The organism is Pseudomonas sp. NFACC37-1 (assembly GCF_900101575.1).
GTDB classification, from domain to species: Bacteria; Pseudomonadota; Gammaproteobacteria; order Pseudomonadales; family Pseudomonadaceae; genus Aquipseudomonas; species Aquipseudomonas fluorescens_AA.
The window spans coordinates 79050-102247 of record NZ_FMUZ01000013.1 but is presented as its reverse complement, the minus strand read 5'-3'; the positions used below and the strand labels follow the sequence as shown (position 1 = coordinate 102247).

The window sequence follows — 23198 nt, the reverse complement described above, 5'->3', positions numbered from 1 at the left end:
TCCCGCTTCGTTTTTAAGGCCTTATTTGCATGTCTGATCCTCGTTATCAGGTCGACGTCAGCGTCACCACCCGTTTTCTGGCAGAACAGTCGCAACCCGAGCATGACCGCTTCGCCTTCGCCTACAGCATTACCGTGCGCAACAACGGCTCCTTGCCAGCCAGGCTGCTGTCGCGGCACTGGGTCATCACCGATGGCGACGGCCATGTCGAAGAAGTGCGTGGTGAAGGCGTTGTCGGCCAGCAGCCGTTGATCGACGCCGGTAAAAGCCACAGCTACAGCAGCGGGACCGTCATGACCACCAAGGTCGGCACCATGCAGGGTACCTACCAGATGCTGGCCGAGGACGGCACACGCTTCGACGCCGTCATCAAGCCCTTTCGCCTGGCCGTGCCCGGAGCGCTGCACTAATGGCCACGTATGCGGTCGGCGACCTGCAAGGCTGCCTCGATCCGCTCAAATGCCTATTGGAACGCGTCGCCTTCGATCCCCAGAAAGACACGCTGTGGCTGGTGGGTGACCTGGTCAACCGTGGCCCGCAATCCCTTGAGACGCTGCGCTTTCTCTACGGCATCCGCCAGTCGCTGGTGTGCGTGCTCGGCAACCACGACCTGCACCTGCTGGCCGCCTGGCAGAACATCGAGCGCCTGAAAAAATCCGACACCTTGAAGGAAATCCTCGACGCCCCCGATTGCGTTGAGCTGCTGGAGTGGCTGCGCCAGCAAAAGCTCATGCACTACGACGAGCCACGCAACCTGGCGCTGGTCCATGCCGGCATCCCGCCCCAGTGGTCCCTGCGCAAGGCGCTCAAGTGCGCCGGCGAGGTGGAACAGGCCCTGCGCGACGACAATCTGTTCGCGCCCTACCTGGATGGCATGTACGGCAACGAGCCGGTCAAGTGGGACAACGACCTCACCGGCAGCGCCCGCCTTCGCGTCATCACCAATTATTTCACGCGCATGCGCTTCTGCACCCGCGACGGCAAGCTCGACCTCAAGGGCAAGGAAGGCATCGAGACCGCACCACCCGGCTACGCCCCCTGGTTCAAACACAGCGAGCGCAAGACCCGTCACCTGAAAATCATTTTCGGGCACTGGGCGGCACTGGGCGGTCAGTGCGACGAACCCGGCGTCTTCGCCCTCGATACCGGCTGCGTGTGGGGCAGCGCCATGACGCTGATGAACGTCGACACGGGCGAGCAACTGCGTTGCGACTGCGACGAACAGGGCCACGCCAGAATCCATCACCCGACCGCAGCACCATTGCCGGCCGGCACCGCCATTTGACCGGCGTTGCGCTCAAGCTACAGGAGTCCCCCATGACCGAATTCAAACGCATCCCCCCGGAACAGGCCCAGGCCCTGCGCGAGCAAGGCGCGGTCGTCGTCGACGTTCGCGACCCAGCCACGTTCGCAGCTCTGCATATCAGTGGCGCCAAGCACCTGGATAACCATTCCATCGCCGACTTCATCCGCGCCGCCGACCTCGATGCACCGACCGTCGTGGTCTGCTATCACGGCAACTCCAGCCAGAGCGCAGCCGCCTATCTGATCAGCCAGGGCTTCACCGACGTCTACAGCCTGGACGGTGGTTTTGAGTTGTGGCGCACGACCTATCCTGCAGAAACGGCGCAAGGCACCGCCGAATAATTTTTTATGCCGGCCAAGCCCGCGTGAACCGTGGGCTTGAGCGAGGGCAGACGAACGGTCTGCCACAACTAATTACTTATTCCACCTTTACCTCCGCGATTCCGAACTATCCTTAGCCTCAGGCCATCCAAAACAGGGGAGAGCCGGTACACCGGCGCGCGGGTCATCGGGAGTCAGCTTTCAGGAGCCTGCATTCTTGAAAGCATTCTGGGGGGTAAACGGCAACTGGGTTCCCAGCGGCTGTCCAGCATCGACTGATTGATCCGACACCGGCTCCACGTATCGAGCGAGGTGACGTCATGAGCATTTTTAGCCACTTCCAGCAACGTTTCGAGTCCACGCGGCAAGAGGAATACTCGCTGCAGGAATACCTCGAACTCTGCAAGCAGGACCGCAGTGCCTATGTGTCGGCTGCGGAACGTCTGTTGCTGGCCATCGGAGAACCGGAGCTGCTGGATACCTCGACCAACTCGAGGCTCTCGCGCATATTCTCCAACAAGGTGATTCGCCGCTATCCGGCCTTTGCGGACTTCCACGGGATGGAAGAATGCATCGAACAGATCGTGTCCTATTTCCGCCATGCCGCCCAAGGCCTGGAAGAGAAGAAACAAATCCTTTATCTGCTCGGCCCCGTGGGTGGTGGTAAATCGTCCCTGGCCGAAAAACTCAAGCAACTGATTGAAAAAGTGCCCTTCTATGCCATCAAGGGCTCGCCGGTGTTCGAATCGCCCCTGGGGCTGTTCAATGCCACAGAGGACGGCGCGATCCTCGAGGAAGACTTCGGTATTCCACGCCGCTACCTCAATACCATCATGTCGCCATGGGCGACCAAGCGCCTGGCCGAGTTCGGCGGTGATATCAGCCAGTTCCGGGTGGTCAAGCTCTATCCCTCGATCCTCAACCAGATCGCGGTAGCCAAGACCGAGCCGGGGGACGAAAACAACCAGGACATCTCGGCACTGGTGGGCAAGGTCGATATCCGCAAACTGGAAGAATTCCCACAGAACGACGCCGACGCCTACAGCTATTCGGGTGCGCTGTGCCGGGCCAACCAGGGCCTGATGGAATTCGTCGAGATGTTCAAGGCACCTATCAAGGTGCTGCACCCGCTGCTGACCGCCACCCAGGAAGGCAACTACAACAGCACCGAGGGCCTGGGGGCCATTCCGTTCACCGGCATCCTGCTGGCGCACTCCAACGAGTCGGAATGGCATACCTTCCGCAACAACAAGAACAATGAAGCCTTCATCGACCGGATCTATATCGTCAAGGTGCCGTACTGCCTGCGAGTGACCGACGAGGTGAAGATCTACGACAAGCTGCTGTTCAACAGCTCGCTGTCCAAGGCTCATTGCGCCCCCGACACCCTGAAGATGCTGGCCCAGTTCACGGTGCTGTCGCGCCTCAAGGAGCCGGAAAACTCCAACATCTATTCGAAGATGCGCGTGTACGACGGTGAAAACCTCAAGGACACCGATCCGAAGGCCAAGTCGATCCAGGAATACCGCGACAACGCCGGTGTCGATGAAGGGATGAACGGGCTGTCCACGCGCTTCGCGTTCAAGATCCTGTCCAAAGTCTTCAACTTCGACCCCCACGAAATTGCCGCCAACCCGGTTCACCTGCTGTATGTGCTGGAACAGCAGATCGAACAGGAACAATTCCAGGCCGAAACCCGCGAGCGTTACCTGCGCTTCCTCAAGGAATACCTGGCCCCACGCTACATCGAGTTCATCGGCAAGGAGATCCAGACGGCGTACCTGGAGTCCTACAGCGAATACGGCCAAAACATCTTCGACCGCTACGTGCTGTACGCAGACTTCTGGATCCAGGACCAGGAATACCGCGACCCGGAAACCGGCGAAATACTCAATCGCGTAGCCCTCAACGAGGAACTGGAAAAAATCGAGAAACCGGCGGGCATCAGCAATCCGAAGGATTTCCGCAACGAAATCGTCAACTTCGTGCTCCGCGCCCGGGCCAACAACAACGGCAAGAACCCAACCTGGCTCAGCTATGAAAAGCTGCGGGTGGTCATCGAGAAGAAAATGTTCTCCAACACCGAAGACCTGCTGCCCGTCATCAGCTTCAACGCCAAGGCCAGCAAGGAGGACCAGCAAAAACACAACGACTTCGTCACACGCATGGTCGAACGTGGCTACACCGACAAACAGGTACGACTGCTTTCCGAGTGGTACCTGCGGGTCCGGAAATCGCAGTAAGCAGCGGCAAGCTTCTAGCTACAAACTGCAAGGGAGCGGCGTCGAGCCCAAGGCTCGACGCCACGCCCCTTACGGCTTGAGGCTTACGACTTGAAGCTCCCCTGGAGGGGCCTATGAGCTATGTGATCGACCGACGCCTTAATGGCAAGAACAAGAGCACGGTGAACCGCCAGCGGTTTCTGCGGCGTTACCGCGACCACATCAAGAAGGCCGTCGAAGAGGCGGTCAGCCGGCGTTCCATTACCGATATGGAACATGGCGAGCAGATCAGCATCCCTGGCCGCGACATCGACGAGCCGGTGCTTCACCATGGTCGCGGCGGCAAACAGACCGTCGTGCACCCTGGCAACAAGGAATTCACCAGTGGCGAGCACATCCCCCGGCCCCAGGGCGGCGGTGGCGGCAAGGGCCCTGGCAAGGCCGGCAATTCCGGCGAAGGCATGGATGAGTTTGTCTTCCAGATCACCCAGGAGGAATTCCTGGAGTTCATGTTCGAGGACCTGGAGCTGCCGAACCTGGTCAAGCGCAACCTGACCGGTACCGACACCTTCAAGACCGTGCGTGCTGGTATCAGCAATGAAGGCAACCCGTCACGCATCAACATCATCCGCACCCTTCGTTCGGCCCACGCCCGACGCATCGCGCTGTCTGGCAGCAGCCGGGCCAAACTGCGCGAAGCCAAGGAAGAGCTGGCTCGTCTTAAACGCGAAGAACCCGACAATTTCGGCGACATTCAGGACCTGGAAGCGGAAATCGAGAAACTCAGCGCCCGCATCCACCGCGTCCCGTTCCTCGATACGTTCGACCTCAAGTACAACCTGCTGGTGAAACAGCCAAACCCCAGCTCCAAGGCGGTGATGTTTTGCCTGATGGACGTTTCCGGCTCCATGACCCAGGCCACCAAGGATATCGCCAAGCGCTTCTTCATCCTGTTGTACCTGTTCCTGAAGCGGAACTACGACAAGATCGACGTGGTATTCATCCGCCACCACACCAGCGCTCGGGAAGTGGACGAAGAGGAGTTCTTCTACTCCAGGGAAACCGGCGGCACCATTGTCTCCAGCGCCCTGAAGTTGATGCAGGAAATCATGGCCGAACGCTACCCCGCCAACGAATGGAACATCTATGCGGCCCAGGCATCGGACGGTGACAACTGGAACGACGATTCACCAATCTGCCGTGACATCCTGATCAACCAGATCATGCCGTTCGTCCAGTACTACACCTATGTGGAAATTACTCCACGGGAACACCAGGCCTTGTGGTACGAATATGAACGGATTGCCGAAGCATTTTCCGACACATTTGCCCAACAGCAACTGGTCTCGGCCGGGGATATCTACCCGGTCTTCCGTGAACTCTTCCAGCGCAGGTTAGTGACATGACCGCCAAAAAAGAGCAGAAACGCCAGCCCATTTCCACCGGCTCCGAATGGACATTCGAGCTGATCAAGGCCTACGACCGCGAAATCAGCCGTATCGCGGACCGTTATGCCCTCGACACCTACCCGAACCAGATCGAGGTGATCACCGCCGAGCAAATGATGGACGCCTACGCGTCGGTCGGCATGCCGCTGGGCTATCACCACTGGTCCTACGGCAAGCACTTCCTCAGCACCGAGAAATCCTACAGCCGCGGTCAGATGGGGCTGGCCTATGAGATCGTGATCAATTCCGACCCCTGCATCGCCTATCTGATGGAGGAAAACACCATCTGCATGCAGGCCCTGGTGGTGGCGCATGCCTGCTACGGGCACAACAGCTTCTTCAAGGGCAACTACCTGTTCCGCACATGGACCGATGCCAGTTCGATCATCGATTACCTGGTGTTCGCCAAGCAGTACATCATGCAATGCGAGGAGCGCCACGGTATCGATGCAGTGGAGGATCTGCTGGACTCCTGCCATGCCCTGATGAACTACGGCGTGGACCGCTACAAACGACCGTATCCGATTTCCGCCGAAGAAGAACGCCGACGCCAGAAGGACCGCGAAGAACACCTGCAAAAACAGATCAACGATCTTTGGCGCACCATTCCCAAGGGCGCGGACAAGTACAACGAAAAAGACAATGCCCGCTTCCCTGCCGAGCCCCAGGAGAACATTCTCTATTTCATTGAAAAACATGCGCCGCTGCTGGAGCCGTGGCAGCGGGAAATCGTGCGCATCGTGCGCAAGATCGCCCAGTATTTCTATCCACAGCGCCAAACCCAGGTAATGAACGAAGGCTGGGCCACGTTCTGGCACTACACGCTGATGAACGACCTGTACGACGAAGGCCTGGTCACCGACGGCTTCATGATGGAGTTCCTGACGTCACACACCAGCGTGGTGTTCCAACCTGGCTTCGACAGCCCTTATTACAGCGGCATCAATCCTTACGCACTGGGCTTCGCCATGTACCGCGACATTCGGCGCATGTGCGAAAACCCTACCGAGGAAGATCGTCGCTGGTTCCCGGAAATCGCCGGTTCGGACTGGTTGTCCGCCATTAAATTCGCCATGAGCAGCTTCAAGGACGAAAGCTTCATCCTGCAGTACCTTTCGCCCAAGGTGATCCGCGACCTGAAACTGTTCAGCATCCTGGATGACGACCAGAAAGATGACCTGGTGGTACCCGCCATTCACGATGAGAGCGGCTATCGCATCATCCGCGAAACCCTGGCGGCACAGTACAACCTGGGTAATCGCGAGCCCAATGTGCAGATCTACAGCATCGACCGCCGCGGAGACCGCTCGCTGACCCTGCGACACCAGGCGCACAACCGTAAACCACTGGGCGACTCCACCGATGAAGTGCTCAAGCACCTGCATCGCCTCTGGGGCTTCGACATCCACCTGGAAACCCTGCAAGGCGACCAAGTGATGAAAACCCATCATGTACCGCCCAGGGGCGAACAAGCCGAAGGCGATTATGGCCGCCTGGACCTGGCCGTCATTCATCTTTGATCCCGTTTTCGCCTCCGGACGTCCGACGCAAAGGTTATCCTGTCGGACCAACGGAGGTTTTTTATGCAGATCTATAAAGTTGGCGGCGCCGTACGCGATCGCCTGCTGGGCATTCCCAACACCGACGTCGATCGGGTCGTCGTGGGAGCCACCGCCGAGGAAATGCTCGCCAAGGGTTTTCGCCCCGTGGGGGCCGACTTTCCGGTATTCCTCGACCCGAAGACCGGCGAGGAATACGCCCTCGCCCGCACCGAGCGCAAGAGCGGTCGCGGCTATGGCGGCTTTGTGTTCCATGCCAGCCCTGAAGTCACTCTGGAGGAAGACCTGGTCCGCCGGGACTTGACCATCAACGCCATGGCTGAAGATGACCATGGCAACCTGACCGACCCCTACCACGGCCAGCGCGATCTGGAAGCCCGGGTGCTGCGTCACGTTTCCCCCGCTTTCGCCGAAGATCCGCTCCGAGTCCTGCGGGTTGCCCGCTTTGCCGCGCGTTATGCGCCGCTGGGTTTCAAGGTGGCGGGCGAAACCCTTGAGCTGATGCGCCAGCTCAGCGAGTCCGGTGAACTGGAGGCGTTGACGGCCGAGCGCAGCTGGAAAGAAATCTCCCGCGCCCTCATGGAAAAGCAACCACAGGTATTTATCCAGGTCTTGCGCGACTGCACAGCCCTCAAGGTCTTGCTGCCCGAAGTCGACGCCCTGTTCGGCGTGCCACAACCTGAAGCCCATCACCCGGAAATCGATACCGGCGTCCATACCCTGAGCGTGCTGGAACAGGCGGCACTGCATCAACAGCCGTTGACGGTCCGCTGGGCCTGCCTGCTCCATGACCTGGGTAAAGGCCTGACGCCCCAGCGCGAATGGCCGCGACACATCGCCCATGAGCACACGGGCGTGAAGCTGATCAAAATCGTAAACGAGCGCTTCAAGGCGCCGCGCGACTGTCAGGAACTGGCGTTATTGGTGGGCCAGTACCATACCCATGGTCATCGCGCGCTTGAACTGAAGGCATCCACCCTGCTTGAGCTATTACAAAGTTTTGATGTGTACCGTCGACCCCAGCGCTTCGAGGAATTCATTGCGGCCTGCGAGATGGATGCGCGGGGGCGCAAGGGGCTTGAGCAGCGAAGTTATCCACAGGCTGATTATCTGAGGGGCGCCGCGGCAGCGGCCCGCGCAGTGGCGGTGCAGCCTTTGCTGGAGAAAGGCTTCAAGGGGCCGGAGCTGGGTGAGGCGATCAAGCGTGAGCGCCTCAAGGCATTGAAAAGCTACAAGGAGGCGGCGAGCTGACGGGAGGTCGTGTCAGTTTGCGTTTTTGCTGGATCCTCCGCCGTCATCGCGAGCAAGCTCGCTCCCACAGTGACTCTCAGTGGACACATGTCTTGTGTTCGACTGAAATCCTCTGTGGGAGCGAGCTTGCTCGCGATGGCGGCAGGCGCCTCACAACAGGCTGGACGGCGTAAGCGGCCGGCCGCGCCACTCGAAGGCCACTGGCGCCAGCACCTGGTCGATCTGCGACTCTTCCCACAAAGTGGCAAAGCTCTTGCCCACTCCCGGGTGAACCCGATCCGGCGCGATCAACGACAAAGGCCACAGGACAAAGGCGTTCTTGAGGATTTCCGCACGCGGCAGGATCAGCCCATCGAAGTTGCCGACCTGCTCGCCATACAACAACACGTCGATATCCAGTGGCAGCCCCTTGCGGTCCGGCGCATAGCGACCGTTGTCCGCCTCGATGAACTTGAGGCGACGATCCAACTCCATCAGCGGCAAGTCCGTGAAGGCCGAGACGACAAAATTGAAGAACGGCCCGCTCTTGATCCCCACTGGCTGGCTCTCGAACACGGCCGAACAGCGCATGTCCATGAGGAAACCGGCCAAGGCCTCAAGACCAGCCCGCAAATGGGTTTCGCGCTCGATATTGCTGCCGAGCCCGAGAAAAACCTGAGTCAGCGACATCCGCGCTCGATCTCCACGCCAACGCCGCTGGCCGCCGGCACGGCACCAGGCTTGGTCACCTTCAAGCGCAGCCAGGTGATCTTGAACTCGTCCATCAGCTCCTGGGCCAGCCGTTCGGCGAAGGTCTCGACCAACTGAAACTGCGCTTGCTCGGCAAACGCCTGGATACGCGACGACACGCTGGCATAGTCGAGCGCCAGGGTGAGGTCATCGCCTGCGGCCGCCGGGCGGTTGTCCCAGGCGAAGCTCAGGTCAAGCCGCAGGCACTGTCGGATACCTCGCTCCCAGTCGTAGGCACCGATTACCGTGTCGACTTCCAGGCCCTCGATAAACACTCTGTCCAAGCACTCTTCTCCGCAGCACGACAAGGGCGCGATGCCCCGTTAGAATCAGGGCGTCCTCGCCCGGAATAGTTAGCATGTATTGGTTACTGGCGATTCTCGCCTACCTGCTCGGCTCGCTGTCCTTCGCCATTTTGCTCAGCCGCCTGACCGGTCGCCCGGATCCGCGAATGAGTGGCTCAGGCAATGCCGGCGCCACCAACATGCTGCGCCTGGCCGGACGCAAACTCGCTATCCTGACCCTGCTGGGCGACCTCTGCAAAGGCCTTGTCCCGGTATTGATCGCCAGCCTTGCAGGGCTCTCGTTGCAGCAACAGGCCTGGATCGGCGTCTGCGCCGTCATCGGCCACTTGTTCCCGCTGTACTTCCGCTTCCGTGGCGGCAAGGGTGTCGCCACCGCCGCCGGCATGCTGCTGGGCCTGTACCCGCCCGCCGCCCTGCTGGCTGTCTGTGCCTGGCTGCTGACGTTCTACCTGACCCGCACCAGCTCCCTGGCCGCGCTGATCGCCACGCCGCTGACCCTGCCATTGCTGGCCTGGCAGGAGCCGGCGGCCTTGCTGCCAATGACCGTGCTGGTTGCACTGATCGTCTGGCGCCACCGGGGCAATCTACGCGACCTGTTCGCCGGGCGCGAACGGCATTTTTAAATGCCGTTTCACAGGGGGACCAACTGCTCCATGGGCCACCGCGCCTGTACGCTGATTGCCAGGCTTTCCTGCTGACCGGCCTGCAAACGCTGGCAGCCGGCAAAGGCAATCATCGCGCCGTTATCTGTGCAGAACTCCGGCCGGGCGTAGTAAACGTCGCCCTTCATGTCACCGAGCATTTTCTCCAGCGATGTGCGCAAGGCCTTGTTCGCACTCACGCCCCCGGCGATCACCAGGCGCTTGAGCCCGGCCTGCTTCAGGGCACGCTTGCACTTGATGGTCAAAGTCTCCACCACGGCCTGCTGGAACGCCAGCGAGATGTCGCAACGGGCTTGCTCACTGTCGTCCCCGGCGCTTACACACTGCTGCCAGGTGTTCAGGGCGAAAGTCTTCAGCCCACTGAAACTGAAATCCAGGCCGGGGCGATCGCACATCGGCCGCGGGAACACGAAACGCCCATCGACCCCTTGCGTCGCAAGCCGGGAAATTTCCGGCCCACCGGGATAATTGAGCCCCATCATTTTCGCCGTCTTGTCGAATGCTTCGCCGGCGGCATCGTCGAGGGTTTCGCCGAGCAACTCGTATTGGCCGATGCCATCGACCCGGATGAGCTGTGTATGGCCGCCCGATACCAACAAAGCGACGAACGGGAATTGTGGCGGTTGCGCCTCCAGCATCGGTGCCAGCAAGTGGCCCTCCATGTGATGCACGCCCAGGGCCGGGATACCCCAGGCAAAGGCCAGCGCCTGGGCACAGGATGCGCCGACCAGCAACGCGCCCACCAGGCCCGGGCCGGCGGTGTAGGCGATGCCGTCGATCTCGGTCGCCACGCAGCCGGCATCGGCCAGGACCTGGCGGATCAAGGGCAGCATGCGCTTGACGTGATCCCGGGAAGCAAGCTCGGGCACAACCCCGCCGTAGGCGCGGTGCAGGTCGATCTGACTGAACAGCGCATCGGCCAGCAGGCCGCGCTCACTGTCGTAAAGTGCGACACCGGTTTCGTCGCAGGAGGTTTCTAATCCCAGTACTAGCATGGGTTTGCGCCTTGTAGAGGCTGAATTCGAAGGCGCGCATAATAGTCGCCGCGTTGTGCCCCGACCAGCGGTTTTCGATCAGAGGCTTTGCATTCCGAGCGTTGAGGGGTTAACATCCGCAACCCTTAAAAACCGACGTCTTCAAGTGCTCTTTTGCCGCGAGGATGTTGACCCCGGTAATGAATGAAGGTAGCTCTGGATGCCAGCCGTCAAAGTAAAAGAGAACGAACCCTTCGACGTAGCTCTGCGTCGTTTCAAGCGCTCCTGCGAAAAAGCCGGTGTTCTGGCTGAAGTTCGTAGCCGCGAATTCTACGAGAAGCCGACTTCTGAGCGTAAGCGCAAGGCAGCAGCCGCTGTTAAGCGTCACGCCAAGAAAGTTCAGCGCGAACAGCGCCGCGCCGTACGCCTGTACTAATACACAGACGTCCGTAGCAAGCTTCTGCCAAGCCCGGCCTTCAAGCCGGGCTTATGGCATTTGCGGAATAACGCTTGATGCTTCACCGTCAAAGCCGCAGACGCGACCAAGACAAACGCTTCACCGCGTCAGACCTGGCTCTTTTGCCAGCGGTGCACGTCTTTCCTGACGAGCCTTCCAAGGCTACCGACGAGCACACCCTGATTCCTCTAACGACGATCAGCCCAAGGCACCTGCCTGCGTGCCCGCTTCATGAGCTATCCGAGGCCTGACCGGCCGTTACCGGACTCAGCGCAACACATTCAAACAGTCGAATACTGATAGTTATTAACGTCAGTGGATTATCGGCAGATACACTTCCCGACAGCGATGATGCAGACGACCCGGTCGAGCCACCGATTCAGCGTGCCTCAAACCCAGACCCGGTTACGCCTGCCGATTTCGGGTCCATATTTCGCGCAGTGATGATGAGAACGCCATGGCCGGGCTGATTCCCCAGAGCTTTATTGACGACCTCCTGAACCGCACCGACATCGTCGACGTGGTCAGCTCTCGCGTGCAAATGAAGAAAGCAGGCAAGAACTACACGGCCTGCTGCCCGTTTCACAAAGAGAAAACGCCCTCTTTCAGCGTCAGCCCCGACAAGCAGTTCTATTATTGCTTCGGCTGCGGCGCGGGCGGCAATGCCCTCGGCTTCATCATGGACCACGACAACCTGGACTTCCCCCAGGCCGTCGAAGAACTGGCCAAAGCCGCCGGCATGGAAATTCCCCGCGAGGAAAGCGGTCGACCGCACAAGCCGCGCCAGCCGACCGACTCACCGCTCTACCCACTGCTGACAGCGGCGGCCGACTTCTATCGCCAGGCCCTCAAGAGCCATCCAGCGCGCAAGGCTGCGGTGGACTATCTCAAGGGCCGCGGCCTGACTGGCGAAATCGCCCGGGATTTTGGCCTCGGCTTCGCCCCGCCCGGCTGGGACAACCTGTACAAGCATCTAAGCAGCGACACGCTGCAGCAGCGCGCCATGATCGACGCCGGCCTGCTGATCGAAAACGCCGAAACCGGCAAGCGCTACGACCGCTTTCGCGACAGGGTCATGTTTCCGATCCGCGACACACGCGGGCGGATCATCGCCTTTGGCGGCCGGGTGCTGGGCGATGACAAGCCGAAGTACCTGAACTCCCCGGAAACCCCTGTGTTCCATAAGGGCCAGGAACTCTACGGCCTGTACGAAGCGCGCAAGAACAACCGCAACCTCGACGAAATCATCGTCGTCGAGGGTTACATGGACGTGATAGCCCTGGCCCAGCAAGGCCTGCGCAACGCCGTCGCGACCCTGGGCACAGCCACCAGCGAAGAGCACATGAAGCGCCTGTTTCGCGTCGTGCCCAACGTGCTGTTCTGCTTCGACGGCGACCAGGCCGGTCGCAACGCCGCCTGGCGCGCACTGGAGGCTACCTTGCCGTGCCTGCAGGACGGCCGGCGGGCACGTTTCCTGTTCCTGCCCGAGGGCGAGGACCCGGACACCCTGGTGCGCTCCGAAGGCACCGACGCGTTCCGTGCGCGGATCAACCAGCACGCACAACCGTTGGCCGACTATTTTTTCCAGCAATTGACCGAAGAAGCCGATCCACGCTCCCTCGAAGGCAAGGCCCACATGGCCACCCTCGCGGCACCGCTGATCGACAAGGTGCCCGGCGCCAATCTGCGCACGCTCATGCGCCAGCGCCTGACCGAGATCACCGGTCTCAACAGCGAAGCGGTCAATCAACTGGTGCACAGCGCCCCCCAGGAGGCGCCGCCGGCGTATGACCCGGGCATCGACTACGACGCGATGCCGGATTTCGCCGACTATCATCAACCCCAGCAGGATTACGCCCCCCAGCAGGAATGGACGCCGAAAAAACCCGGCAGCGGCGGCAAGAAATGGGACAAGAAACCCTGGGACAAGAACGGCAAGCGCGGTGATCGCGACCAGCCACGTGCCCCGCGCGTGCCGGCCGCCGTCGAACCCCCAACACTGGCCGCTTTGCGCACCCTGCTGCATCACCCGCAACTGGCGGAAAAAGTAGAAGACGCTGGGCACTTCGCCGCCGAGGATCACAGCAATACGCAATTGCTGGTCGCTCTCCTTGAAGCCGTGCAGAAGAACCCCAAGCTAAACTCTTTCCAGTTGATCGCACGGTGGCACGGTACCGAGCAGGGACGCCTCTTGAAGGCCTTGGCCGAGAAGGAATGGCTGATTGATGGAGATAACCTTGAACAACAGTTTTTCGACACCATTACTAGCTTGTCCGCCCGCCAACGCGAGCGAAACCTGGAACAACTTCTGCGAAAAGCTCGCCAGAGCGAGTTGACCAGCGAAGAGAAAAACCAATTGCGCGACTTACTCAGCCGCAATGTTTGCGCATCAAACCCGACCTCAACTGGCGCGTGAGGTCACAGCTCAGGTATAATCCTCGGCTTGTTTTTTGCCCGCCAAGACCTTCAGTGGATAGGGTGTTATGTCCGGAAAAGCGCAACAGCAGTCTCGTATCAAAGAGTTGATCCTATTGGGTCGTGAGCAGGGCTACCTGACTTACGCGGAGGTCAACGACCACCTGCCGGAGGATATTTCAGATCCGGAACAGGTGGAAGACATCATCCGCATGATCAACGACATGGGGATCAACGTATTCGAGGTTGCTCCAGATAAGGATGCCCTTATGCTGGCCGACGCCGATACCGACGAGGCGGCCGCTGAAGAAGCGGCCGCAGCGTTGGCAGCGGTCGAGACCGACATTGGTCGCACCACGGACCCCGTGCGCATGTACATGCGTGAAATGGGTACGGTAGAGCTCCTCACACGTGAAGGCGAAATCGAAATCGCCAAGCGTATTGAAGAAGGCATCCGTGAAGTGATGGGCGCAATCGCGCACTTCCCTGGCACGATTGACCATATTCTCTCCGAGTACACCCGCGTCACCACCGAAGGTGGCCGCCTGTCCGACGTCCTGAGCGGCTATATCGACCCGGACGACGGCATTGCGCCGCCTGCCGCCGAAGTGCCGCCGCCGATCGATGCGAAAGCCGTCAAGGCCGACGACGACACCGATGACGACGACGCCGAAGCGAGCGACGACGAGGAAGAAGCCGAAAGCGGTCCGGATCCGGTCATCGCCGCACAGCGTTTCGGCGCCGTGGCCGACCAGATGGAAATCACCCGCAAGGCGCTGAAGAAGCACGGCCGCAACAACAAGCAGGCGATTGCCGAGCTGTTGGCGCTGGCCGAGTTGTTCATGCCGATCAAACTGGTGCCGAAGCAATTCGAAGGCCTGGTCGAGCGTGTTCGCAGCGCCCTGGATCGCTTGCGTCAGCAAGAGCGCGCGATCATGCAGCTTTGCGTGCGTGACGCCCGCATGCCACGTGCTGATTTCCTGCGCCAGTTCCCGGGCAACGAAGTCGACGAAAGCTGGACCGATGCACTGGCCAAGGGCAAGAGCAAATACGCTGAAGCCATTGCCCGCCTGCAGCCAGACATCATTCGTTGCCAGCAGAAGCTCAGTGCGCTGGAGGCCGAGACCGGCCTGAGCATCGCCGAGATCAAGGACATCAACCGTCGCATGTCGATCGGCGAGGCCAAGGCCCGTCGCGCGAAGAAAGAGATGGTCGAAGCGAACTTGCGTCTGGTGATCTCCATCGCCAAGAAGTACACCAACCGCGGCCTGCAATTCCTCGACCTGATCCAGGAAGGCAACATCGGCCTGATGAAGGCGGTGGACAAGTTCGAATACCGTCGCGGCTACAAGTTCTCGACTTATGCCACCTGGTGGATCCGTCAGGCGATCACTCGCTCGATCGCCGACCAGGCCCGCACCATCCGTATCCCGGTGCACATGATCGAGACGATCAACAAGCTCAACCGCATTTCCCGGCAGATGCTGCAGGAAATGGGTCGCGAACCGACGCCGGAAGAGCTGGGCGAACGCATGGAAATGCCTGAGGACAAGATCCGCAAGGTATTGAAGATCGCCAAAGAGCCGATCTCCATGGAAACCCCGATCGGCGATGACGAAGACTCCCATCTGGGGGACTTCATCGAAGACTCCACCATGCAGTCTCCGATCGATGTCGCTACGGTCGAGAGTCTCAAGGAAGCGACTCGCGAAGTACTCTCCGGCCTCACTGCCCGTGAAGCCAAGGTACTGCGCATGCGCTTCGGCATCGACATGAATACCGACCACACCCTTGAGGAAGTCGGTAAGCAGTTCGATGTAACCCGTGAGCGGATTCGCCAGATCGAAGCCAAGGCGTTGCGCAAACTGCGCCACCCGACGCGAAGCGAGCATCTGCGCTCCTTCCTCGACGAGTGACCTCAAAACCCCCGGCCCTGCCGGGGGTTTTGTCATGTGCAGATAAAATCCCCTTCGTTGCGCTCCTCACCCCCTGTTGCCCGTCTACACTCGAAACATCCTCCCCAAGCCATGACGAGACAGTGATGCCCAGACTGACGGCCGCGCTTTTGCTGTCATTGATCACCTGGACCGCAACAGCTGGCGCGTTGACGCTCACCGATGAGGAGCTCCGCTGGCTCAAGGACCACCCCGATCTGCGCCTGGGTGTTGACGCCTCCTGGCCGCCGTTTGAGTTTCGCGACGATCAAGGCCGCTATCAGGGCCTGGCCGCCGACTACATCGAGATCATCCGTGAACGGTTGGCCGTCAGGCTCACGCCCGTCGAGCCGGCCAGCTGGACTGCCGTACTGGAGCAGGTCGGACAAGGCAAGATCGACCTGTTGCCTGGCATCATGTCCACTCCGGAGCGCCAGAATTACCTGGCATTTACCCGTCCCTACCTGGATTTCCCCATTGTCATCCTGGCCCATCGCGGTGGCGCCCAGCCCCAGAACCTCAAGGAGCTCTATGGACTGAAAATCGCGGTGGTGGAGAACTACGCGCCTCATGAATTGCTGCGCAACCATCATCCCGACCTGAACCTGGTGGCGCTGCCCAACGTCAGCTCAGCTTTGCAAGCACTGGCAACCGATGAAGTGGACGCGGTGGTGGGCGATCTGGCTTCCAGTGTCTGGAACCTGCGCCAACTCAAGCTCGAAGGCCTTTATGTCAGTGGGGAAACGCCTTATCGCTATCAACTGGCAATGGCCGTCCCTCGAGACAACAAGGTATTGGTGGGCATCCTGGACAAAGTCCTGGCAGACATGAACCCGGCCGAAGTCGCCGAGATCCAGCAGAAGTGGATCGGCAATGTGCACGACTATCGCCACCTCTGGTCAGACTTACTGTTTTACGGCCTGCCTGCGTTGCTGCTTCTGGTTGGCATACTGGCGGTGGTGATTCGCATCAATCGCCGGCTCAGCTCGGAAATCGCTCGCCGCGTCGAGCTGGAGCAGGAGCTGCGCAGCAGCGAATACCATTACCGTGGGCTGGTGGAGAGCCTGTCGGCCATTGCCTGGGAGGCAAGGGTCAGCGATTTCACTTACAGCTACGTTTCGCCTCACGCCGAAGACCTGTTGGGTTATCCCCTCTCCCATTGGCTGATCCCAGGCTTCTGGCGCAACATCATTCATCCGGCCGACCTGATCCGCGCCCAGACCTATTGCGACCATGAAGTGCTGGCGGGTCGCGATCACTGCATCGACTACCGGGTTATCACCGCCGATGGCCGCTGCCTATGGGTGCGCGACATTGTCAGCCTGATCGAACACGGGCACGAGCCGCTGATGCGCGGATTGATGATCGATATCAGCGAAGCCAAGCGCACCGAGGAAGCACTGCGTCTTTCGGAGCAGAAATTTGCCTCGGTGTTCCGCCAGTGCCCGGACATCCTGGTGATTGCACGACTGTTGGACGGCTGCCTGCTGGAGGTCAACAAAGCCTTCGAAGAGCAGATCGGCCTGAGTGCCGCAGAAGTGATCGGGCGCAACGCAACCGAGCTGAATATCTGGGGCATCCAAGGCGTCGGGCCGGGCCTGTTGCTGCGCTTGCAGGCCGGCAGCATTCGCAACCTGGAAATGCCCTTTCGCCGTAGCAACGGCCAGGTATTCACCGGACTGATCTCCGCCGAACCCTTCGACCTCGACACGACGCCTGCCCTGGTCGTGGTGGTGCGCGACATCAGCCAGCTCAAGGAAACCCAGCAGCAATTGCAGACATCCGAAGAGAAGTTCGCCAAAGCGTTCCACGCCTCGCCCGATGGCCTGCTGCTGTCACGGCAAAGCGACGGTTTGCTGATTGAAGTCAACGAAGGGTTCAGCCGCATTACCGGTTTCAACAGCGCCCTGTCGGTAGACCGCTCCACTCTGGACCTGGGCATCTGGGTCAATCTCAACGAACGCAAGCAGATGCTCGACCTGCTGAAACGGGACGGCTTCGTCAGGGATTTCAGCTGCCACATCCGTCGCAACGACGGGCAGATACGGCTCTGCGAAGTGTCCAGCCGCCCACTGCCCATCGGCAATGAAGACTGCATGCTGACCATCGCCCGGGATATCACCGAACGCCACCTGATGCAGGAAAAACTGCAACAAGCCGCCACTGTTTTCGAGAGCACTGCCGAAGGCGTGCTGATCACCGATACGCAACAGCACATCAGCGCCGTGAACCGGGCCTTCACCGAGATCACCGGCTACAGCGAAACCGAAGCCTTGGGCCATACGCCTCGGTTGTTGGCTTCCGGCCTGCATGACAGCGCGTTTTACGCGGCGATGTGGCACCAGTTGACGGCCGAGGGACACTGGCAGGGAGAGATCTCCAACCGGCGCAAGAACGGCGAACTGTATCCCAGCTGGCTGACCATCAGCGCGGTGCGCAATCGCGACCGGCAGATCACCCATTTCGTCGCGGTCTTCGCCGATATCTCCAGTCTCAAGCACGCCCAGGCCCGACTCGATTACCAGGCCCACCACGACCCGCTGACGGGCCTGCCCAATCGCACGCTGTTCGAAAGCCGATTGCTGGCCGCTCTCAACGGCCAGCAGGAAAACGGCGGCCAGGGTGCCGTGCTGTTCCTGGATCTGGACCGTTTCAAGCACATCAATGACAGCCTCGGGCACCCGGTCGGCGACCTGCTGCTCAAGGGCATTGCCGTGCGCTTGCGCGAGCAGCTGCGCGACATCGACACCGTGGCGCGCCTGGGCGGCGACGAGTTCATTATCCTGCTGCCGGGCCTGCAACAGCCCAGCGATGCCGAGCACATCGCCCAGAAGCTGTTGAACTGCTTTACCGCACCGTTCCAGGCTGGCGAGCATGAGTTCTTCATCAGCGCCAGCATCGGCACCAGCCTCTACCCCCAGGATGGCTGCGACGTCGCCACGCTGGTCAAGAATGCCGACGCGGCGATGTACCGCTCCAAGGCCAAGGGGCGTAACCGGGTGGAAAGCTACACCCGCGACCTCACCGCCCAGGCCAGCGAGCGCGTGGCCCTGGAACACGAGCTGCGGCGAGCGATTGAACGCAACGAGCTGTCACTGTCCTTCCAGCCGAAAATCAGCCTCGCCGACAATCGCCTGGTGGGGGCCGAGGCGCTGATCCGCTGGTATCACCCGACATTTGGCGACGTTCCCCCCGAACACTTCATCCCGTTGGCCGAAGAAAACGGCATGATCCTGCAGATTGGCGACTGGGTACTGGAGCACGCCTGCCGGCAACTGTGCGAATGGAACAGCACCTACGAAAGCCTCGGCCCCCTGTCAGTCAACCTGGCCGGCGCCCAACTGCGCCAGCCCAACCTGCTGGGGCGCATCGAACAACTGCTGCGCGAACACCAGCTCCAGCCCGGCTTATTGCAACTGGAAATTACCGAAAACTTCATCATGAGCCAGGCCGAAGAGGCCCTGACGGTGCTGCACCAGTTGAAGAACCTCGGCGTGCAACTGGCCATCGACGACTTCGGCACGGGCTATTCCTCCCTGAGCTACCTCAAGCGCCTGCCACTGGATATCCTCAAAATCGACCAGTCCTTCGTCCGCGGCCTGCCCGACGACCCGCACGATGTGGCCATCGTACGGGCAATCATCGCCCTGGGCCGCAGCATGCAATTCAGCATCATCGCCGAGGGCGTCGAAACCCTGGCCCAGCAGCAATTCCTGGCCGAAGAAGGTTGCGAACAGATCCAGGGCTACATCGTCAGCCTGCCCCTGTGCGCCGACGAGTTCGCCGCAACGTTTCTTCATGTGAGCGTATCGGATTTTTCGGATAGCACAGCCGAGAAACCGTCGCTATAATCCGCGACCTACTGAGGGCCTATAGCTCAGTTGGTTAGAGCAGAGGACTCATAATCCTTTGGTCCACGGTTCGAGTCCGTGTGGGCCCACCATACAAAAAAGCCGCGCATTGCGCGGCTTTTGCGTTCTCGAGCCTGTTGACTCTTGCGCCCTAGGCGAAGGTCTTCATAAACGGCTCTGCACACTGCCTGATGGCTGCGACCACATTCGGTGCCTGTTCACAAAGTTCAGTCAAGCGGGCCAGCACTTGTTCCAGTGCTTGCAACTGGTCGTCATCAGTCGAACACTCCCTGGATTTCCTCAAGCGTAGGCATCGCAGCCGGTACCACGGCGAACTCACAATCCAGGGCCCCCAGGACTCGTGCATAGGCAAGCATCCCAACTGACGGGTCACCCTTTTCGATGGCAATGACCTTCTGCCGAGTAACGCCTGCCAAGGTAGCGAGATTGGCCTGGGTCAGGCCGCGATTGAGGCGGCGCTTGCGAACCTGCTCGCCCAGACGCACGACGATGAGGGAATAATCCATGTTATGTATACAAGACAAAAAAGATTAAATGTAACGTATACCTAACCTCAAAAAAAATCAAAGCAGATATGCCCTCGAAGTCAACGTGCTCACCTTTCACCGGAACATCCGTCCCGAATCGTCTTCAAAAGCTCGCCGTTGTTTGACCGCGATAGCAACTTTGGCCACTGGCCGCTCCCTTTCCTTGTTCCTCGACTCACCTGGAAGTAATACTCTGGGGAATTAACGACGGGCGAAGACCCCACGTCCAAGCCGTTCAACCCCCTCAAGCGAGATCCCCATCATCGCCAGCCCCAGCCTCTCCCGACTGTTTCTTGAACTGTTCTGGCAACTCGGCATCCTGCTGGTGCCAGCTTTTTTCGTCACGATATTGCCGCCTCCATTGGCTTTGTTGGCGGTGTTGTTCTTCGGCCTGCTGATGGGGCTTGCCGCACGATTCGGTTTTCTATCGGCCGGGCGAGTCTGTGGCAGGTTGATCGTCGGCGCCGTGTTCGGCCTGGGTTTCAGCGTGGGCCGGGCCTTGCCTGAGTGGTGGGGCATCCTGGCGGCCATCGCTAGCATCGGCGGCGGGCTGGCGTGTGTCAGTGCCTGGGAGCGGCGTCTGGGTTTGGCGCCCGCTTCCGGCAAAGGCGCCAGTGCCTGGGGTGGAAGCAAGCCACAACTGACGCCTGAAGGCGAACCGATCCGGGTGTTCAACCACAGTGAAATCGCCATGGGCGGCCCCACTTATTGCGACTATCTGTTCCCCGACGGTGTACTCCTGCAAGGCCTTGGCTCTTCGTCCATGTTCTCCCGCGACGGGCGCTATTTCGCGGCGACCGTACCGTCCCGGCAGAACTGGGGGCTGGTCATCCTCGACCGTCAACAGCGCCAGGTGTACCGCTGTGCCGACAGCGAACTCTGGGAGTTGGATGCTTTTGATCTCGGCGTGTTGAGCGGGCGCCATAGCCCACTGGTGGACGACAGCGTTCGCGAAATCCGACTGGATGAGCTGTTCCAGACGGCCACTGTTACCCACTTGGTCCCCTTCGCCGACCTGTGGCTGGACTCCGATTGGCATCCCGAGCAGGTTCAACATACCTTCGAGCGGCGCTCTGCGGACGGCCAGCACTGCCTGCGGGGCGACATTGCCTTGCCCGCGACGTTTCGCGACCTGGCCCAGCCGCTGGAACCGCTGGTTTCACCGCGCTATACCATCAGCGTCAACGGGCAACCGGCCGGCCTGCTGATGGCGGCCGATACGCCGTTGGTATGGAGCAGCGATCAACGCGCCCTGGTGTGTCTGGCCCAGGAACAAACCCCTCATGCAGACGGCGACCAGTATTGGTTGTGGCAGCTCGACCAGGGCTGGCGCGCCCTGCCCTCGCCCTGGGTGAAGAGCGAAGCAGAACCGTCGTTCTATTGGCACGAGTTGCTGGGTCTCGACGCAAGCCATGTGCAGATCGGCTCGTATCTTGACTATCCGCGACCGGGCTCCGGGCGTTATGGCTACCGCTTGGACAGCATCCACGGCGATACCGAGACCCAGGTCGGTCACGATGCCCAAGGTCGCGCGCAGGAGGGCGAATTTGCGTTGACCCGCATGACCATCGTGATGCCGCTGGACAGCCAAGGCCAGCGCGGCGATTCATTCATCGAAACGCAGCCGATGCAGGACGGGGTGCGCGCACGGTTGACCTGGCTTGGCGATAATCCCGACGGTCTGGGCGGTTATCGCTGTCAGATCGGCGACTGGCAATTGCCTGGCCGCTGGTTGTTGGATCATCGGGTCTCCGATTGCGGGCGTTACCTGGCCCTGTTGCCCTTCGACGGGGCCACGACGGTCGCGACCCACGGGGTGGTTGCCGATCTGAAGGAGCGACAGCTGCTGCCGGGCCCCGCGATGTGGGTCGCCCGCCTGCTCGATTTCCGCGCCGGCCGGCTGAGCCTGGCGGTGGTGGCCGGCCGTCTCGATCAAGACCTGGACAGCAGCGCGTTGCAACGCTTCAACATCCCCGCGCCGCAGAGCGATAGCGACTCTTCGTTCTTTCAGCCCGACGAGCGATCACGGCTGTTCTACAACACCGTGGAGCTGCAGGTGAGCGATTCACACCTGCACAGCGTTACACCTTGGCGTCTGGTGGATCGCCCGCAAGTCGCCAACGCCGAAGGAGACTTCATCCTGCCCGCCCCCAACCAACAGGATGCCGCCTGGTTGTTCGGCAGCGAGACGGAATATGCCGACAGTTGGATGCGGGCGCGGACGCCTCGGCTTGGCGGCCACCTGCTGACAGCATCAGGCTGCGCGTTGACCGACCTGGCCCCCTCGATGATCTGGTCGGCGGATGGTCGCTATCTGGCCCTGACCTGTATGGCTACCGACGTGACCGAGTTGTGTGGCAGCTATCGAGGCTGGCAATTGCTGCTGCTGGATGTCCAGGCGCACACGTTGCGAGTGCACCCGCAGTGGCTGGGTCACCGCCCCCTATTTGAAGGTTTCGACGACGATCAAGTGCGCGTGCGCTGTTTTGAGCGCGATTGGGAAGCTGAGGACAATGACGACCCAGGTTCGGTACAGTCATTGCCTCTGACCCTTTTGCTGCAAGCGCCCGCTGAACAGCTGGTGTGCCAGGACGGTTTCTGGCTAAGGTCTTCGCAAGTACACCTGGCCCCCGCCTGGCGAGCGCTGGCCTTACCCGCCATTGGCTATTTCGAACGCGAGAGCCTGTAACATGCTCGTCACCGATGCCCACGCCGGAGCCCACCTTGCCTGACACCCGCCCTCCCGTCCTCGACGAAATCGACCGCCAACTGATCGCGGCCCTGCAAATCAATGCCCGGGAAAGCGTCGCCATGCTGGCCCGGCAGTTGGGCATCGCCCGGACGACCGTAACCTCGCGCCTGGCGCGCCTGGAAAAGACCAAGGTGATTACCGGATATGGCGTGCGACTGGGCCAACGGATGATTGATGGTGGTTTGCAGGCTTACGTGGGCATCAAGGTCCAACCGCGCTCCGGCAAGGATGTGCTACGACGCTTGAGCGCCATGGCCCAGGTCCAGCAATTGTGCGCGGTCAGCGGTGAGTTCGACTACGTCGCCTGGCTGCGCACCGATTCGCCGGAACAACTGGACCAGTTGCTGGACCAGATCGGCAGCGTGGACGGTGTGGAGAAGACCACCACCTCGATCATCCTCAGCAGCAAGATCGATCGGGGCCAACCGGTCTAGCCCCTACATGACTTAACCTGTGGGAGCGAGC

At 60.5% G+C, this 23198-nt stretch carries 18 protein-coding genes and 1 tRNA gene; 15 read left to right on the top strand and 4 right to left on the bottom strand.

Annotated elements, in window-relative coordinates; translation table 11 throughout:
- The first annotated feature begins 29 nt into the window (after positions 1-29).
- The 7 genes from apaG (at position 30) to BLP82_RS15765 (ending at position 8106) form a co-directional block, all read left to right on the top strand.
- Positions 30-410 carry a Co2+/Mg2+ efflux protein ApaG gene (apaG, locus tag BLP82_RS15795; protein ID WP_053125932.1) on the top strand — a complete coding sequence of 127 codons (381 nt, stop codon included), beginning with the start codon at positions 30-32 and terminating at the stop codon, positions 408-410.
- Positions 410-1285 carry a symmetrical bis(5'-nucleosyl)-tetraphosphatase gene (locus BLP82_RS15790; protein WP_092169664.1) on the top strand — a complete coding sequence of 292 codons (876 nt, stop codon included), beginning with the start codon at positions 410-412 and terminating at the stop codon, positions 1283-1285. Before apaG ends, BLP82_RS15790 begins: the two co-directional genes overlap by 1 nt.
- A 32-nt stretch (positions 1286-1317) precedes the next feature.
- Entirely contained in the window at positions 1318-1647 is a 330-nt protein-coding gene (glpE, locus tag BLP82_RS15785; protein WP_060740356.1) for a thiosulfate sulfurtransferase GlpE, read from the top strand.
- Positions 1648-1946: 299 nt separating this feature from the next.
- Positions 1947-3869, top strand: coding sequence for a PrkA family serine protein kinase (locus tag BLP82_RS15780; RefSeq protein ID WP_053125937.1), 1923 nt, complete (start codon positions 1947-1949; stop codon positions 3867-3869).
- A 113-nt stretch (positions 3870-3982) separates the two neighbouring features.
- Positions 3983-5254 (top strand): YeaH/YhbH family protein, encoded by a 1272-nt coding sequence (locus tag BLP82_RS15775; RefSeq protein ID WP_003206179.1) that lies wholly within the window; start codon positions 3983-3985, stop codon positions 5252-5254.
- Positions 5251-6816, top strand: a complete 1566-nt coding sequence (locus tag BLP82_RS15770; RefSeq protein ID WP_060740355.1) for a SpoVR family protein — start codon at positions 5251-5253, stop codon at positions 6814-6816. The genes BLP82_RS15775 and BLP82_RS15770 overlap by 4 nt, the downstream gene beginning before the upstream one ends.
- Positions 6817-6879: 63 nt before the next feature.
- The gene (locus tag BLP82_RS15765) at positions 6880-8106 is read left to right on the top strand and encodes a multifunctional CCA addition/repair protein (protein ID WP_092169660.1); all 1227 of its coding nucleotides are present in this window, start codon (positions 6880-6882) and stop codon (positions 8104-8106) included.
- A gap of 150 nt (positions 8107-8256) precedes the next feature.
- Here BLP82_RS15765 and folK read toward each other — a convergent pair whose 3' ends face one another.
- Positions 8257-8775: a 2-amino-4-hydroxy-6-hydroxymethyldihydropteridine diphosphokinase gene (gene folK / locus BLP82_RS15760; protein WP_092169657.1), complete on the bottom strand. Its 519-nt coding sequence runs from the start codon at positions 8773-8775 to the stop codon at positions 8257-8259.
- The gene (folB, locus tag BLP82_RS15755; protein WP_039590767.1) at positions 8766-9119 is read right to left on the bottom strand and encodes a dihydroneopterin aldolase; all 354 of its coding nucleotides are present in this window, start codon (positions 9117-9119) and stop codon (positions 8766-8768) included. The genes folK and folB overlap by 10 nt, the downstream gene beginning before the upstream one ends.
- 74 nt (positions 9120-9193) lie before the next feature.
- Between folB and plsY the strand changes: the two genes are divergently transcribed.
- Entirely contained in the window at positions 9194-9763 is a 570-nt protein-coding gene (gene plsY / locus BLP82_RS15750; protein WP_092169652.1) for a glycerol-3-phosphate 1-O-acyltransferase PlsY, read from the top strand.
- Between the two features lie 8 nt (positions 9764-9771).
- Here plsY and tsaD read toward each other — a convergent pair whose 3' ends face one another.
- Entirely contained in the window at positions 9772-10797 is a 1026-nt protein-coding gene (tsaD, locus tag BLP82_RS15745) for a tRNA (adenosine(37)-N6)-threonylcarbamoyltransferase complex transferase subunit TsaD (protein WP_092169646.1), read from the bottom strand.
- A 199-nt stretch (positions 10798-10996) separates the two neighbouring features.
- Between tsaD and rpsU the strand changes: the two genes are divergently transcribed.
- The 5 genes from rpsU (at position 10997) to BLP82_RS15720 (ending at position 19525) form a co-directional block, all read left to right on the top strand.
- Positions 10997-11212, top strand: coding sequence for a 30S ribosomal protein S21 (gene rpsU, locus BLP82_RS15740; protein WP_002551877.1), 216 nt, complete (start codon positions 10997-10999; stop codon positions 11210-11212).
- Between the two features lie 478 nt (positions 11213-11690).
- Complete coding sequence (dnaG, locus tag BLP82_RS15735) at positions 11691-13649, top strand: DNA primase (protein WP_092169641.1); 1959 nt, start codon at positions 11691-11693, stop codon at positions 13647-13649.
- 67 nt (positions 13650-13716) lie between these two features.
- The gene (rpoD, locus tag BLP82_RS15730) at positions 13717-15564 is read left to right on the top strand and encodes an RNA polymerase sigma factor RpoD (RefSeq protein WP_092169636.1); all 1848 of its coding nucleotides are present in this window, start codon (positions 13717-13719) and stop codon (positions 15562-15564) included.
- Positions 15565-15689: 125 nt separating this feature from the next.
- On the top strand, positions 15690-19433 hold the full coding sequence (locus BLP82_RS15725) for a bifunctional diguanylate cyclase/phosphodiesterase (protein ID WP_092169632.1): 3744 nt from the start codon (positions 15690-15692) through the stop codon (positions 19431-19433).
- 15 nt (positions 19434-19448) lie between these two features.
- A tRNA-Ile gene (locus BLP82_RS15720) sits at positions 19449-19525 on the top strand.
- Between the two features lie 183 nt (positions 19526-19708).
- Here the strand turns inward: BLP82_RS15720 and BLP82_RS15715 are convergent.
- Positions 19709-19960 (bottom strand): helix-turn-helix transcriptional regulator, encoded by a 252-nt coding sequence (locus tag BLP82_RS15715; RefSeq protein ID WP_170842323.1) that lies wholly within the window; start codon positions 19958-19960, stop codon positions 19709-19711.
- A gap of 370 nt (positions 19961-20330) precedes the next feature.
- Between BLP82_RS15715 and BLP82_RS15710 the strand changes: the two genes are divergently transcribed.
- The gene (locus tag BLP82_RS15710; protein ID WP_256576620.1) at positions 20331-22670 is read left to right on the top strand and encodes a hypothetical protein; all 2340 of its coding nucleotides are present in this window, start codon (positions 20331-20333) and stop codon (positions 22668-22670) included.
- A 35-nt stretch (positions 22671-22705) separates the two neighbouring features.
- Entirely contained in the window at positions 22706-23167 is a 462-nt protein-coding gene (locus BLP82_RS15705; RefSeq protein WP_092169790.1) for an Lrp/AsnC family transcriptional regulator, read from the top strand.
- The last annotated feature ends 31 nt before the right edge of the window (positions 23168-23198 follow it).

What these genes read in the sequence shown, in the direction of transcription:
- rpsU (WP_002551877.1), top strand. Translation starts at nt 10,997, where the DNA reads ATGCCAGCCGTCAAAGTAAAAGAGAACGAACCCTTCGACGTAGCTCTG.
- folK (WP_092169657.1), bottom strand. Translation starts at nt 8,775, where the DNA reads ATGTCGCTGACTCAGGTTTTTCTCGGGCTCGGCAGCAATATCGAGCGC.
- BLP82_RS15725 (WP_092169632.1), top strand. Translation starts at nt 15,690, where the DNA reads ATGCCCAGACTGACGGCCGCGCTTTTGCTGTCATTGATCACCTGGACC.
- BLP82_RS15770 (WP_060740355.1), top strand. Translation starts at nt 5,251, where the DNA reads ATGACCGCCAAAAAAGAGCAGAAACGCCAGCCCATTTCCACCGGCTCC.
- BLP82_RS15765 (WP_092169660.1), top strand. Translation starts at nt 6,880, where the DNA reads ATGCAGATCTATAAAGTTGGCGGCGCCGTACGCGATCGCCTGCTGGGC.
- dnaG (WP_092169641.1), top strand. Translation starts at nt 11,691, where the DNA reads ATGGCCGGGCTGATTCCCCAGAGCTTTATTGACGACCTCCTGAACCGC.
- tsaD (WP_092169646.1), bottom strand. Translation starts at nt 10,797, where the DNA reads ATGCTAGTACTGGGATTAGAAACCTCCTGCGACGAAACCGGTGTCGCA.
- glpE (WP_060740356.1), top strand. Translation starts at nt 1,318, where the DNA reads ATGACCGAATTCAAACGCATCCCCCCGGAACAGGCCCAGGCCCTGCGC.
- BLP82_RS15780 (WP_053125937.1), top strand. Translation starts at nt 1,947, where the DNA reads ATGAGCATTTTTAGCCACTTCCAGCAACGTTTCGAGTCCACGCGGCAA.
- apaG (WP_053125932.1), top strand. Translation starts at nt 30, where the DNA reads ATGTCTGATCCTCGTTATCAGGTCGACGTCAGCGTCACCACCCGTTTT.
- BLP82_RS15715 (WP_170842323.1), bottom strand. Translation starts at nt 19,960, where the DNA reads ATGGATTATTCCCTCATCGTCGTGCGTCTGGGCGAGCAGGTTCGCAAG.
- plsY (WP_092169652.1), top strand. Translation starts at nt 9,194, where the DNA reads ATGTATTGGTTACTGGCGATTCTCGCCTACCTGCTCGGCTCGCTGTCC.
- BLP82_RS15790 (WP_092169664.1), top strand. Translation starts at nt 410, where the DNA reads ATGGCCACGTATGCGGTCGGCGACCTGCAAGGCTGCCTCGATCCGCTC.
- rpoD (WP_092169636.1), top strand. Translation starts at nt 13,717, where the DNA reads ATGTCCGGAAAAGCGCAACAGCAGTCTCGTATCAAAGAGTTGATCCTA.
- BLP82_RS15775 (WP_003206179.1), top strand. Translation starts at nt 3,983, where the DNA reads ATGAGCTATGTGATCGACCGACGCCTTAATGGCAAGAACAAGAGCACG.